The following is a 14,999-nucleotide window of genomic DNA, read 5'->3' as shown; positions in this document are numbered from 1 at the left end:
TCTGCTTTTACAAACATATTAATAGAGGTGAATCATGACATTTTTAGAAGAAGTACAACGTCGTCGTACGTTTGCTATCATATCTCACCCGGATGCGGGTAAAACAACATTAACGGAAAAATTACTATTATATGGTGGTGCTATTCACTTAGCAGGCTCCGTAAAGTCTCGTAAAACTGCAAAACACGCCGTATCCGACTGGATGGAAATCGAGAAACAACGTGGTATCTCTGTAACAAGTTCCGTGTTGCAATTTGACTACGATGGTTGTCGCGTAAACATCCTTGATACTCCTGGTCACCAAGACTTCTCTGAAGATACATACCGTACATTGATGGCTGCTGACAGTGCTGTCATGCTTATCGACGTAGCAAAAGGCGTAGAGGCCCAAACAAAGAAACTATTTGCCGTATCAAAAGAGCGCGGTATTCCTATCTTTACATTTGTAAACAAAATTGACCATTTCGGTCGTAGCCCATTCGATCTAATGGAAGAAATCGAAAATGTTCTGGGCATTCGTACATGTCCTATGAACTGGCCTATCGGTATTAATGGCGAATACAAAGGCGTCTACGACAGAGAACACGAAACTATCGAGCTCTTTGCAAAAGACGAAACTCATGGCCAAGAAAAACTTGCATCCGAAAAAGGTGCTTTAACGGATCCGCGCATGAAAGAGCTATTAGGTGACGATGTATACCAAGCATTGCTTGACGATATTGAGTTGCTCGACGTTGCTGGCGATCCATTCGATTTTAATAAGGTTCGTGCTGGTGAATTAACACCTATGTTTTTCGGTTCTGCTATGACTAACTTCGGGGTAAAACCATTCTTAGAAAAATTCTTAGAACTAGCTCCATCCCCTGCTCCACGACAAGCGGTAGAGGAAATGGTACAGCCTACTAGTGAAGACTTCTCTGCTCTAGTATTTAAAATCCAGGCTAATATGGACCCAAATCACCATGACCGCATCGTATTTATGCGTATTTGCTCTGGTAAATTCGAAAAAGGTATGTCCGTATTACATCGTCAATCTAATAAAACAATCCGTCTATCTCAGCCGCAACAATTCTTAGCTACGGAACGTACCATTGTGGAAGATGCGTATCCAGGCGATATTATTGGTGTTTTTGATGCAGGTACTATGGGAGTAGGCGATACACTTTGTGCACAAAAACACAAAGTAACTTTCGGTGACTTCCCTGTATTCCCGCCGGAATTCTTTGCCCGTGTATCCCCGAAAGATACTATGAAACGTAAGCAATTCCAAAAGGGTATGACTCAATTGGCTCAAGAAGGGGCTGTTCAAATCTTTGAACAACCAGGTGCCTTTGATTCCTTCGTAGTCGGTGCCGTAGGTATGCTTCAATTTGAAGTTCTTGAGTACCGCCTCAAAAATGAATATGGCGTTGATTTATTAAATCATACATTGCCATATGGAGTAGCCCGTTGGATTGATGGCGAAGTTGATATTGCATCATTAAAAGGTGTTGATAATGCGATGATTGTAAAAGATAATCGGGATCGCACCGTTGTTCTTATTTCCAATGAATGGCAAATGGGTTGGGTTCAAGAGCGTAATCCGGATGTAACATTCTTAACAACCCCTAAATTACACCATGAGCTATAACTTCTAATTAGCTTATTGCTAGGTATATATATTTTAGTTATAACTTAACATGCATTTATAGAACGAATTTATCGCATTTATAATTTAGAGCCTTACGAAATAACATAAAAATATTAAATTTTAAAACTGGAGTATATTTTATATAATTATAAATATAAAAAATATATTCCAGTTTATTTTTTTATAACAAGAAGGAAAATCACAGATTTAAGTCGAATACATATAGTATGATTATGTACATAAGTAATATATACTATTACTTTTCTATATTTATATGTATAATCATAAAAATAGCTTTATTAATATTATTGTTTTTTTGTGTTGTTATGAGTGTTTAAAGATAAAAATGTAAACTTTTTATACGTTATATATTCTATAGTATTTTTTGACCATTCATGATACCATAAAATTCAGATTTATTTTTTATTTTAAAGGAGTGATTTTATGCCACTTATTGACTTAGCCCTAGTCAACAATGTATGGACCTTAAAACTGTCCATGATTCAAACTGTAGGTCTTGCTGTAATTACCTTATTCATCGGTACTTGGATCAATAAGCATTCCAAGTTCTTACAACGTATGTGTATGCCTGCACCAGCCGTAGGCGCTCTTCCATTTGCATTTTTAACTGCTATTTTGTCTTATTATAAAATCTTAAACATTACCTTTGAAGGTTCCTTACAAACATTTCTAATGCTTGCCTTCTTTACCACTATCGGTTTAATGGCATCCTTAAAAGTCCTCAAAAAGGGTGGTATCTTCATTATTTTCTTCTTCTTAGCATGTGCAGTGTGGATTGTAGTACAAAATACTGCAGGTATTATGATTGCTAAAGCATTAGGAATTGAGCCAATTATTGGCATCATGGCTGGTTCTGTATCTATGATTGGTGGCCTTGGTACAGCTGGTGCCTTCGGTCCATATTACGAACAATTACTTGGTATCCCTGGTACCGCTTCCGCAGCAGTTGCAGCTGCAACATTTAGCATGGTAGCTGGTACAATCCTCGGTGCGCCTGTAGGTGAACGCATTATTAAAATGCATAAAGTTAAAACACCTTATGAAAATCCTGAGCTAATGGAGGATGAAGGCATCGATATGATCGAAGATCACGTTGAAAGTGGTGGCAAACAGTTCAACTCTCAAGATCTTTTAACAATTTGTATGTGGATTGGCCTTGCATTAGGCATCGGTACCATCGTAAGTGCTGGATTATCTGTTCTTACTCCACTACCTGCATATATTGGTGCTATGATTTGTGCAGCAGTAATTCGTAACTTTGGTGATTTTACTAAAGCATACAAAATCAACGATGCAGCTCTTGATGCGGTATCTAATGTAGCATTATCTTTATTCGTAACAATGGCTATCAACAGCTTAAAGTTAGTTCAATTAATTGATCTTGCTTTACCACTTATTACAATCTTAGTTGTACAAATGGGACTTATCTGTGTATTTGCATACCTTATTTACTTCCTCTTTGGTCGCAACTACGATGCAGTTATGCTTGGTTCCGGAGCTATCGGTTTCGGTTTAGGTGCTACACCAAACGCATTAGTTAACATGTTATCCTTAGCAAGTAAACACGGTCCATCCCCTCTTGCCTGGCTCGTAGTTTCCTTAGTAGGTGCCTTCTTAATCGACTTTGCAAATGCTTTCCTCATTACAACCATGGCTGGCATTCTTTACTAACTAAAAAGGACCCATTTGGGTCCTTTTTTCATGAAAAAGAGCTTATTGAAATGATATTTTATCAGTACAATAAGCTCTTTATGTATTATACTATTTGATTAAAGTCGCCCACGCGTTGGCTACATCGGCAAATTCTTGAAGGGTAAAGGTCTCACCTCTTCGTTGACCATCAATATTTGCTTTTGCTAATAACTCTTCAATTCTATCCCTTGTTAAGCCCGTTGTTTTCATCGTATTAGAGAATGTTTTACGGCGTTGCGCAAAACCTGCTTTCACAACGCGAAAGAATAGTTTCTCATCAATCACATCTACAGGTGGTTTATCACGCAATACACAACGGATAACAGAACTTGTCACCGCTGGAGCTGGCAAGAAAGATTTAGGCGGTACATCTAGAACAATATCTGGTTCCGTATAATACTGAACAGCAACAGATAATGCACCATAATCCTTTGTGCCCGGCTTTGCTACCATGCGTAAAGCTACCTCTTTTTGCACCATCACAACGAGACGTTCAATAGGTAATTTACTTTCCAACAAAGACATAATAATAGGTGTTGTAATATAGTATGGCAAATTAGCAACTACTTTAAATGGTTTGTGATTCATAATCGTTGGCACATCAAGCTTTAACACGTCACCATGAATGATGCGTACATTGTTATAAGATGCCAATGTCGTATCGAGTACCTCTAATAAGCGACGATCTAGCTCGATAGCCGTTACATCTGCCCCACTTTGAGCTAAACCTTGTGTCAACGTACCAATGCCAGGGCCAACCTCTAGGACAGGTTCCCCTACGGTTAATTCCGCAGCATGTACAATTTTATCAACTATGCCTCGCTTAATAAGAAAATTTTGCCCTAGCTTTTTGCTCATTTTAATATCAAAGCGCTTACATATATAATGCACAACCTCTGGGCTTGCAATTACTGATTCTAACATCTTAACTCCTATTTTAACAATTTACTGCCTCTTCATAAGCATCTCGAGTTATACCATAATGATTTAAACGGTACAAAAATTGTTTACCATTACCGTATCCAATACCTAATTTAGCACCAATAACTGCTCGACGAGCCGCACTATCAGGCATACCAGACAGTCCGTGACGCACTAAGTCCACCATAGTAAATTCGTTGGATGATTCTAAAGACTCTACGTGTAATGTAGATAAAGCCTTTCTGATTGACTCTGGAGATGCTTGTTCTATGCCAATATCATCATTTGCAAACGCTTCGTCACGAGGCACAAAAGCATGTTGTGCATTAGGGAATTTTTTAGTTAAAACGCGTCGGATTCGCTCCCCTGCTGTATCAGGATCAGTTAATATAATAATGCCACGTTTCTCATAGGCAACGCGAATCATATCGATAACACCTCTTCTGAGGGTAAATCCTTCTGTAGCAATGCAATCAGCGTCTACAGCTTGAGCGATACGTTGTATATCAGATTTTCCTTCTACGACAATGACTTGTTTTAACATATATCCCCCTTTTATTCTATTAATACATTGTAACATATATATAACATTGCTTAAATACTTATAATCGAGTAGTATTAATAGTGTAATATATAAAAGGAGGCCAATTATGACCTTACAACAATTAAAGTATGTCACAACAATTGCCAATATAGGCAGTATTAGTGAGGCAGCCAAGAGATTATTTGTGTCTCAACCGAGTCTCACCAAGGCTATTAAAGAACTAGAGAAAGAAATGGGTATTACCATTTTCGATCGTACTAATAAAGGAATTACTGTATCTAAAGAAGGGGAACGCTTCCTCGGCTATGCGCGCCAAGTGTTAGAACAAGCAGCCCTTTTAGAGGAGCAATATAAGAGCCAAAGCGGTGGTAAAAAACAATTTTCTGTGTCTACTCAACATTACTCCTTTGCAGTCAATGCATTTGTAGAGCTTTTAAAAGGCGCTGAAATCGATCAATATGATGTATCCTTACGAGAAACACAAACCTATGAAATTATCGATGACGTAGCTCATATGAAGAGTGAAATTGGTTTGCTCTATTATAATGATTTCAACCGTCCTGTATTAGAAAAATTAATTCACACTAACGAATTAACCTTTACTGAATTATTTACGGCCCATCCTCATATCTTTATTGGTAAAACGCATCCACTAGCCCATAAAGAGGTAGTCTCTATGGACGAATTAGAGGAATATCCATATATTTCCTTTGAGCAAGGCGATCACAACTCCTTCTACTTCTCTGAAGAAATCTTCAGTACTGTAGTACGCCCAAAACATATCCGTGTTCGCGATAGAGCATCTTTATTTAGCCTATTACTTGGCCTTGATGGATACACTGTATCTAGTGGTGTAATCGATAAAGAGGTAAATGGTGAAAATATCATTTCCGTTCCACTTGCCGAAGAAGGTTTAATGCACATTGGCTACATTACTAATAATAAAATGCAACGTAGCCGTTTAGGTCAAGAATATATCCACGCCCTAGAACAATACGTTAGTAATTACGGTAGACATATTCAATTACCGGAAAACAAAAAATAATTATATATCATATTATTTATAGAGCGATACAACACTATTGTTCAATTTAGATGTATTAGATAATCCATAAAGAAGGCACTCTCTATTTTAGAGAGTGCCTTCTTGGGTATAACTTAAAGCATAAAATCACTCATAGACATAACTTCAAACTATATACAACTCAAACATATTGATATTTTTATATATAATCATACTTAGCTATAATTAACCTATCAAAATTATCGATTTAATCGTTTATATAAGGAGGATTATTATGTCCAAACATACAGCACCATTCCACTTTGATATCGTAGGTTCCTTCCTACGCCCAGCAGAATTAAAAGAAGCACGCGAAGCTTTTAATAAGGGAAATATTACTCGAGAAGAATTAACAGCCGTTGAAGATCGTCTTATTACAGACCTCATTCAAAAACAGAAAGCAGCTGGCCTACCAGTGATTACAGATGGCGAATTCCGTCGTGCCTATTGGCATCTAGACTTCATGTGGGGCTTTAACGGCGTAAAAGAAATTGAACTGGAACACGGTTACAAATTCGTCGGTCAAGAAACAGCACCCGGCTCCCTCGCCCTTACTGGCAAAATTACGGGAACAAACCACCCATTCGTTGAACATTTCAAATTTGTAAAACAATTTGAAGACGAAAATACTACGGCGCGTCAAACGATTCCTGCTCCCTCTCAGTTTTTGGCAGAGTTATTCCGTGAAGACAATGGCATTACAACGCGCTCCTTCTATCCAGATTTAGAAGAATTGATTCAAGATATTGCTGCCGCCTATCGCCAAGTAATTAAAGACCTTTACGATGCAGGTTGCCGCAATATTCAATTTGATGATTGTACTTGGGGTATGTGTTGTGACCATGCTTACTGGACAGGTCGTCAAAAGGATAAAAGTGTAACCATTGAAGGTGAAACCGCTAAATATTTACGTTTGAATAACTTAGCTCTTGAAGGTCGCCCTCACGACTTAGCATTTACTACACATGTATGTCGTGGTAACTATAACTCTACATGGGCGGCTAGCGGTGGGTACGAACCTATTGCCCCTATCCTATTTGCCAAGGAAAATGTAGACGCTTATTACCTAGAATTTGATGATGATCGCTCTGGAGGTTTTGAGCCATTGCGTGAAGTTTCTCCTAATAAAAAAGTTGTATTAGGCCTTATCACATCTAAACGCCCTGAGTTAGAAGATAAAGAAGTCATCAAAGAACGTATCAAAGAAGCAACAAAATATATCCCTCTCGAAAGACTTTGCTTATCCCCTCAATGTGGCTTTGCATCCTGTGAAATTGGCAACCAATTGACCGAGGAAGAACAATGGGCTAAACTCGCATTAGTCAAAGAAATAGCTCATGAAGTTTGGGGTGATTAAATGAGTGAACATACTATTTATTTAGGCGGTGGTTGCTTCTGGGGCCTTCAGGGGTATATCAAAAAGATCTCCGGTGTCCTTTCTACTGAGGTAGGCTATGCTAATGGTCCTACAGAAAATCCAAGTTATGAAGATGTATGCCACAATAGTGGGCACGTAGAAGCCCTCAAGGTCACTTACGATGCTGATATATTATCTTTAAATCACTTAATTCAATATTTCCTACGTGCTATTGATCCCTTTAGTGTCAACAAACAAGGTGGTGACGTAGGAATTCAATATCGCACGGGTATTTATTATACTGATCCAACAGATAAGGGCGTTATTGAAAGCACCTTAGCTCATGCTCAAGCCTTCGAAGGTAAACCATTTGCTATTGAAGTATTGCCTTTAGAGAATTACTACTCTGCTGAGGAATACCATCAAGATTACTTAGACAAAAATCCTAATGGCTATTGTCACATTCCATTGGGGTTATCTGATGAACCACTCATCGATGATAATACATATGCTAAACCTTCCCAGGAAGATTTAGAGGCATTAACGCCACAAGAATTTGAAGTAACTCAAAACTCTGCTACAGATGCACCTTTCAGCCATGAACTAACAGATGAGTTCAAAGCAGGTCTCTACGTAGATATTACAACTGGAGAACCCCTTTTTGTATCAGCCCATAAATTCGATTCTCATTGTGGCTGGCCTAGCTTTACTAAGCCAATAGCTAAAGATGTTATCAAATATTACCAAGATGACTCACATGGTATGAATCGCATAGAAGTTCGTAGCCGCATCGGTAATGCTCATTTAGGTCATGTATTTGAAGATGGGCCTAATGGCTCTCTTCGCTACTGTATCAATGGATCAGCTTTAAGATTTATCCCTAAAGAAGAATTAAAGGGTACCAAATACGAATACTTAATTCCATATATTGAAGACTAGTTAAAATAAAAGGACGCCTTACATATGTAAGGCGTCCTTTTATTATATTAATCTAAAACGTACACTGTAACGTCTTGACGACCAAAGTCCATAGCCTCCCCATAAGAGTCCATTACAAGATCGATTTTGTTACCTACTATAGCACCACCTGTATCGGCAGCAATAGCTTCACCGTAACCAGGAATAAATAAACGTGTACCCAATGGAATAACATCTGGGTCAACTGCTGCTATGCCACGTACTGCAGGTACACCCGTAGCTGTAATACCAGCACCATCACCATCGCCAGCAAGATAAGCAGATGCTTCCATTACGATAGCGCGAGATGCACGACCCGCCACATTACGAGATGTAGTCACTTCACGAGTGCCCTCTTTAATAATTGTAGGAATCATTGCACGTTGTGTTACTTTAGATACGTCATTAGTTTTAATAACGGTACCATTACTATATAGTGTTTCACGTTGTACTCGTTCTAAGCCAGGTTGACCAACTTGAACAACCTCTTCTTCGCCCTTAGCCATAGTATCATCTTTTTGACGAACCACTTCAACAGCAACTTCTTGATCTACTGTAGATAGAGAGCGGCTTGTTACTTGAGCAATTGTTATACGTGTACCACTTAAAACAGATCCATTTTCATCGCCCACTACTACATAGTTAGGTGCTTTGAAACCAAGCTCATTAGCAACACCTTGAGCAGTTGTTTCTGTAGTGAATACAGCTCTTGTTTTACCATTTACAGTTACATAAACTGGAATAGCACGAACAACCGTTAAGGTTGTTCCATTTTGAACTGTAGATGAACTAGAAATAACTTTATCATTTGGATTTAACTTAACCCCAGCATCGCGTACAATGCCTTCGTTAGAATTTAAATGCGTTCTAACAGTGTGTGCTGCACCATCTACCATAACGGTAACGGTTTTATCATTATAAGAAAAACCGGTCATGGTTACAGCTGTTACAATCAATCCGGCAACAACAGACGAAATATATCGCTTGTGTGTCTTATGAATTCTCATGTTGTAATCCCTCCTGTAATGGTATTATTCTACTACAGATAGATACAACCTGTCAAACGCCGTAAGTTAACAATAAGCCAAAGCCCTTTATAAACACTCAATTTATAATAGTTTGTATTTTGTATTTTTTAATAAAAGTCCACTGTATGCGTACATATCGATATTTTTAAATACTATACAATATATTCCGAATTGTGTACATATATACAACACTAATACCACATATAGTATATACAGATTTTTTATTACTAAATTTGTATTTTTATGTGTTTTTCAATTGTTACCAACATTTTCTAGAACACTCAAAACTTCACTTTACCCTCATCTTTAAATGTATAAGAAAGTAAAAAAGCCCATATAATGGGCTTTTTATATGTTATGTAATTGTATTAAAATTCATTACTTAATATATTAAGGTTTCTTCATCATCTATTCATTTTTAACATTGGTTGTAACCGTTCAATGACCGTCATTGACTCTCTGTTTTCATGCTCAATAGCAGCTTTCATTAGCTCCTCTTGAGCAGATATAGGATTCTCTCGATCATTGATTTTATGATACGAACCATCAGCTCTCATAAAATGAGCTTTTAATGTATCATCTAAATATAAATCTAAAATACTTTTTACCCGTTCTTTATGGCGTTTATCTTCAATAGGAATCATAAGCTCTACACGTTCATTCAAATTTCGAGGCATCCAATCTGCACTAGATAGGTACAGACTTTCATTCCCTCCATTACGAAAGTAGAACAAACGATGATGTTCAAGAAAACGCCCCACAATAGAGCGTACTGTGATATTATCACTAACACCGGCAATGCCAGGGCGAAGCGTACAAATACCACGCACGATAAGATCGATACGAACTCCAGCAGAAGAAGCTTCATACAACTTGGCAATGACCTTTTTATCGAGCAGAGAATTCATCTTACCAATGATATAGGCTTCTTCCCCATTCTTAGCAAACTCGATTTCACGGTCAATAAGTTCCATAATTTTTTCACGTAAATTTAAAGGCGCTACAATAAACTTATTCCAAATCGGTGGGTCAGAATATCCAGAAATCAAGTTAAAAAAACGTGACGCATCATCACCATACTCATCATTACAAGTAAATATACCACAATCAGTATACATCCGAGCTGTTTTACCATTATAGTTTCCCGTTGCTAGATGGACATACCGCCTAATACCATCCGTTTCCCGGCGTACCACCATAGTAATTTTAGAGTGTGTCTTAAGACCTTTTAAACCATAAATAACATGACATCCCGCTTTTTCGAGTCGACGAGCCATATGAATATTGTTTTCTTCATCAAACCGCGCCTTAACCTCCATAAGGACGGTTACTTGTTTCCCATTATCTGCCGCTTTTATTAAGGACGCAATAATCGGAGAATCCCCACTAACGCGATATAATGTTTGTTTAATAGCCAATACATCAGGATCTATCGCTGCTTGTGCAATAAATTGCTCAACCACTGCAAAAGATTCAAAGGGATGATGAACAAAAAGATCTTGCTTCCCAATAATAGAAAATAAGCTATCACCTTCATAATCAACTAATTCACTAGGAATCTTAGGATCAAACGGTTCATATCGGAGCTTATCATAACCTGGATAATTACAGAAATCAAAATACATACGGCAATCCAAATGTCCATCAATGCGATATACGTCCTTTTGCTCTAATTCTACACTTGTAAGGACAAAATCTAATAAGTGATCCTTTATCTCTCCACAAACTTCAAGACGTACCGCATCACCACGACGGCGACGCCGCAAGGATGCCTCTACTTCAGATAGCAAATCTGTTGCTTCTTCCTCATCTATTTCAAGATCTGCATCACGAGTAATACGGAAAACCATATAATCTTCAATACCATAACCTTGGAAAAATTGATTTGCATAATAAGTAATGACATCTTCTAGATAAACAAATCGATGTTCCTTATTGCCACGGCTTGGAACTTCAATGATTCGATCTAATACAGATGGTATTGGCAAGATAGCAATCTTGTAATCCTTAGTCCCATCCTCTTGTATTTGAAAGATACGTACAATTGCATTAATGGTATGATTTGTTAAAAATGGAAATGGGTGCCCCGAGTCAACAGCCAATGGTGTTACTACGGGGTATATATGTTCCTCAAAATAATGGCGTAGCCAGGCTTTTGTTTTTACATCTAGTGTATCAGGATGGGTAAAGAAAAAGCCATGAGCCTCTAGTTCAGTCAAAACATTATTTAAATACATACTTTGCATAGCAACAAGGCGTTGTACAGATTCATCTATCGCCTTTAATTGTGCCTTTGCATCCATATGAGCCGCATCATATTTAACAATGCCATTCACAACTTGATGACGTAACCCCGCCACGCGAATCATAAAAAACTCATCTAGATTAGAACTAGCAATAGCAATAAAACGCAACCGCTCCAAGAGCGGAGTATTTGTATCTATGGACTCTAATAGTACACGCTGATTAAATTTTAGCCAAGATAATTCACGATTAAAATAATATTTAGCATTACTGAACATGGCGGTCACCTCCTCTTACAAGCATAAGTTCCATACCAAATACTTCTGTAAAATATTCAGCATCTCGATTAAACGTCCACCATTCTAGTGAAATATCCTCATTAGTGCGACAGAATACATACAATACATTATCGCGCTCTTCCAATATAACATCTGAGATTTTTTGGTTACTCCCTGCATCGAGAGCACAGGCCACACGAATGATAGCTACTAACTTTGTAACTTGAATCTTTTGTAATTCTGTCAAAGAATTAAAATATGTATCATCATCTGATGGAGTTCCCTTATAGTGATAAAATACGACATTTGCCACTACTTGTTTTTCTTCTTCTGAAAGCCCGAAAATATCTGTGCCCATCACAATATGATACGCATGCTCTCCATGGTTTCGTAAATTAACAAACTTACCTACAGAACACAATATAGCTGCAATGCGGCATAAGTAACCCCACCGCTCCGGTAAACCTTTATGGCGTAATGTTTTACAAAACAAAGAACTGAAACGTTCCACCTCAGCATCATGAATGCTGTCAGTATGATATCTAGCGGCAACAGCACGAGCTAGCTGAGCATTTTGCTCACGCAATTGGTACATAAAGGGATTATTTTCAGCTTCAACTCCATAGAACCAGCTTATTCCTTGTGAAAAGGAGAAGCTACTAAAAATCAACGATTTAGGCTCTATAGCCGTTATAATTTCATTAAATAAAATCATAGTAGGCATCAAAATATTCGCCTTATATTCAGGTAGTTTATATCGATTGATCAACTTAGTGGCTGTTACACCATCAAAGGATTTGATGAAGCCCTTAAAACGTTCTGGTTCAATGGTAATAATATCGTCCTTATTACTGCCATCTCCCATGAGACGCGCCATATATTGAGCTTCATCGCCAGATAAAATGACACTATTAATATTAAAAGTTTTAAGCTCCTCCCGCAATGGGCCTATCATGCGATGTAAATACTCAGTAATAGCCATTGGAAACGATGTAGAGGAACGTTGGTTGCGATTAAAAGATTCCATAACACGTAATGACCCGCTATGCATATTGCGCTGGAATAATAAGCTTTCACCACGCCAAACAGTCAAGCCTACACCACCAGAAGTAATATCAAGGAATAATGTTGCCTTTGTAGGATCCGTCAAGCGGTACTGATTAGTCATCTTGTAGTATAGTAAGGCATATTTGTAATACACCTCTTTAGGCATGTCGATAACCTCAACACGCATACCTGTTTGAATATAAATTTGATCGAGAATACTACGACGATTAGCGGCTTCACGTATTACAGTAGTGCCATATAATCTAGAGCGACTCACACCGTAATCGGCCATTAATTGTTTATATCCCTTTAGGATATGACAAATTTCCTCAATTGTTTCAAAACTCAAACGAGAGGTTTGGAATAATTCTTCCCCAAAGGTTACCTCCCTAGCGGCATAATCTATAACGCGTACATCATCGATGCCCTTGTATTCTAAAATAGTAATACTCATGCTACTGGAGCCTACATGTAGCACTGCATATCGTAATGCTTTTGGTAATGCCATTATGCCTCCTTACGAGCTTCCTTCCACTCTATTTCTAATGTTTTCTTAAATTCTTTTTTGAAAGATTTTCCTAATTTCTCTACAGCCGCTTTTGTTACACTTATATCGCGACCGTTCAAATAGGTTACTACTAATAGTACACTAGTATATTTTAGATTCACGGATAAATGGCGAATAAATTGTTCATGACTTTCATCAAGAGCTTCAGCCAAGGCCAGAATAATAGATATTTTTTGACCCAACAAACGCTGCTCTTGATCTAACAATTTACCGTATAAGAAGTTTTTATACTCTTTTGGTGTCAAACCATGAGAGTTCATAACAAGGAACGCGCTAAAAGCTTGTTCAACATGAGAAAGCCCATATAAATTACTATTGACAAGCATATAGCAGCCATGTCGGGCATGACTATAATAGTTAATTCGTTTACCAATATCATGTAATAAACTAGCAGCAATCAAACAACGTCTTGTTTTTTTATCAGCTCTATGAAGTGGCTCTAATACATCATACAGTTTAATAGCTAAACCTGTAATATATTTAGCATGAACTAACTCATGTTTAGTCATACCTAACAAGACATTCTCTGCAGAATGTACTAAAATATCATCAATAATAGAGTTACCACCTAAGTAGTGCTCTCCATAATAGTCGTAAAATAAGCCTTCACGCAGACCACAACCACCAACAACGAGTGTTTTAGTATTTACGTAGTTAAATAATTCTTCTACGATAGTGAGGCCGGCAATAATGATATCAGCGCGCTCCGATGATAAACCACTAATCTTTTTGCGTTCCTCTAGAGATTTACCTTTTACTTCTTCCAAAATCTCATGTAATCTATGATATGGAATTTCATAATTATGTAGCTTTGTAATAGGATAAGATAACTTGCGTTGATCCATTTTAGCAATATTACGAGCAGTGCCGCCGATACCAAGGAGCGGTAATTTCACATTGCGAAGCCATGTATGTTCTTTAATCGTTTTCTTCACAACCTTCGTCAGTTTATCAAGTTCTTTAGGAGTATATTCATCCCCCTTCTGATAGGTGCCTGTTAAGGTAAGGGCCCCTATCGGCAAGCTCACCGATTTTGTAATATGACGATTTCGTACAAGGGTTATCTCGGTACTGGCACCACCTAAATCAAAAATAATAAAATCCTTAAGTCCAATGGTATTGATAACGCCAAGAAACCCCAGGCGAGCCTCTTCTTCACCAGCAATACATTCTAAATCCAAACCCGTTCGTTCTTTTACAGATTTAATAAAAGCATCCCCATTTTTAGCCAAACGTACTGCTGCGGTAGCAACAGCTTTAATCGTATTTGCCTCCATTGCATCAGCCATGTGTACAAAACCTTTTAGAGCACGCAAAGAGCGTTCCATAGCTTCTTTGGTCAGTTCGTGAGTTCCCCACATATTCTCACTGAGACGTACACTTTCTTTCTCTTGATATATCAGTCGATAACTACCAGTCTTAGAAATTTCATATATGACAAAACGAACTGAGTTCGAGCCTAAATCTATAAATGCAATACGTTTCATGTTGCTATCCTCATCTTACTTCTGTTCAGTATGAATATACTTTAGTATACCATAGAAAAACGCGATTCTCACCGATAAGGGAGAACCGCGTTTTATAATTTATAATTCTAATTTATTTTTATCGTGCATTCTAATACTTTAGCACAGAAAATCTTAGTGATT

Annotated in this window: 11 protein-coding genes; 5 read left to right on the top strand and 6 right to left on the bottom strand. The window is 37.7% G+C overall.

All coding sequences use genetic code 11. The annotated features are described in order from the left end of the window. Positions 1 to 34: 34 nt before the first annotated feature. Both VPAR_RS03190 and VPAR_RS03185 read left to right on the top strand, forming a co-directional pair. The gene (locus tag VPAR_RS03190) at positions 35 to 1,630 is read left to right on the top strand and encodes a peptide chain release factor 3 (RefSeq protein ID WP_012864142.1); all 1,596 of its coding nucleotides are present in this window, start codon (positions 35 to 37) and stop codon (positions 1,628 to 1,630) included. A gap of 444 nt (positions 1,631 to 2,074) precedes the next feature. Then, a complete protein-coding gene (locus tag VPAR_RS03185; RefSeq protein WP_012864141.1) occupies positions 2,075 to 3,322 on the top strand; it encodes a sodium/glutamate symporter in 1,248 nt (415 codons plus the stop codon). Between the two features lie 90 nt (positions 3,323 to 3,412). Here the strand turns inward: VPAR_RS03185 and rsmA are convergent, their stop codons facing one another. Both rsmA and rnmV read right to left on the bottom strand, forming a co-directional pair. After that, complete coding sequence (rsmA, locus tag VPAR_RS03180) at positions 3,413 to 4,267, bottom strand: 16S rRNA (adenine(1518)-N(6)/adenine(1519)-N(6))-dimethyltransferase RsmA (RefSeq protein ID WP_012864140.1); 855 nt, start codon at positions 4,265 to 4,267, stop codon at positions 3,413 to 3,415. 13 nt (positions 4,268 to 4,280) lie between these two features. Beyond that, the gene (rnmV, locus tag VPAR_RS03175; RefSeq protein ID WP_004697202.1) at positions 4,281 to 4,808 is read right to left on the bottom strand and encodes a ribonuclease M5; all 528 of its coding nucleotides are present in this window, start codon (positions 4,806 to 4,808) and stop codon (positions 4,281 to 4,283) included. Positions 4,809 to 4,914: 106 nt separating this feature from the next. Here rnmV and VPAR_RS03170 point away from each other — a divergent pair, with 106 nt between their 5' ends. The 3 genes from VPAR_RS03170 (at position 4,915) to msrB (ending at position 8,167) form a co-directional block, all read left to right on the top strand. Then, complete coding sequence (locus VPAR_RS03170) at positions 4,915 to 5,853, top strand: LysR family transcriptional regulator (RefSeq protein ID WP_004697127.1); 939 nt, start codon at positions 4,915 to 4,917, stop codon at positions 5,851 to 5,853. Positions 5,854 to 6,106: 253 nt separating this feature from the next. Next, complete coding sequence (locus tag VPAR_RS03165; RefSeq protein ID WP_012864139.1) at positions 6,107 to 7,228, top strand: 5-methyltetrahydropteroyltriglutamate--homocysteine S-methyltransferase; 1,122 nt, start codon at positions 6,107 to 6,109, stop codon at positions 7,226 to 7,228. Continuing rightward, positions 7,229 to 8,167, top strand: coding sequence for a peptide-methionine (R)-S-oxide reductase MsrB (gene msrB / locus VPAR_RS03160; RefSeq protein ID WP_012864138.1), 939 nt, complete (start codon positions 7,229 to 7,231; stop codon positions 8,165 to 8,167). It begins immediately after the preceding gene. Positions 8,168 to 8,214: 47 nt separating this feature from the next. On the opposite strand, the gene VPAR_RS03155 is transcribed toward msrB, so the two are convergent. From VPAR_RS03155 to ppx, 4 genes are all read right to left on the bottom strand, one after another. Continuing rightward, positions 8,215 to 9,192, bottom strand: a complete 978-nt coding sequence (locus tag VPAR_RS03155; RefSeq protein ID WP_012864137.1) for a resuscitation-promoting factor — start codon at positions 9,190 to 9,192, stop codon at positions 8,215 to 8,217. 425 nt (positions 9,193 to 9,617) lie between these two features. Then, the gene (gene ppk1, locus VPAR_RS03150; protein ID WP_012864136.1) at positions 9,618 to 11,735 is read right to left on the bottom strand and encodes a polyphosphate kinase 1; all 2,118 of its coding nucleotides are present in this window, start codon (positions 11,733 to 11,735) and stop codon (positions 9,618 to 9,620) included. Next, positions 11,725 to 13,290 carry a Ppx/GppA phosphatase family protein gene (locus tag VPAR_RS03145; protein ID WP_004697172.1) on the bottom strand — a complete coding sequence of 522 codons (1,566 nt, stop codon included), beginning with the start codon at positions 13,288 to 13,290 and terminating at the stop codon, positions 11,725 to 11,727. Before VPAR_RS03145 ends, ppk1 begins: the two co-directional genes overlap by 11 nt. After that, positions 13,290 to 14,837, bottom strand: a complete 1,548-nt coding sequence (gene ppx / locus VPAR_RS03140) for an exopolyphosphatase (RefSeq protein WP_012864135.1) — start codon at positions 14,835 to 14,837, stop codon at positions 13,290 to 13,292. Before ppx ends, VPAR_RS03145 begins: the two co-directional genes overlap by 1 nt. Positions 14,838 to 14,999 lie beyond the last annotated feature (162 nt).

It is taken from the genome of Veillonella parvula DSM 2008 (assembly GCF_000024945.1).
Taxonomy (GTDB): Bacteria; Bacillota; Negativicutes; order Veillonellales; family Veillonellaceae; genus Veillonella; species Veillonella parvula.
This window is presented reverse-complemented; position numbering and strand designations above follow the sequence as displayed.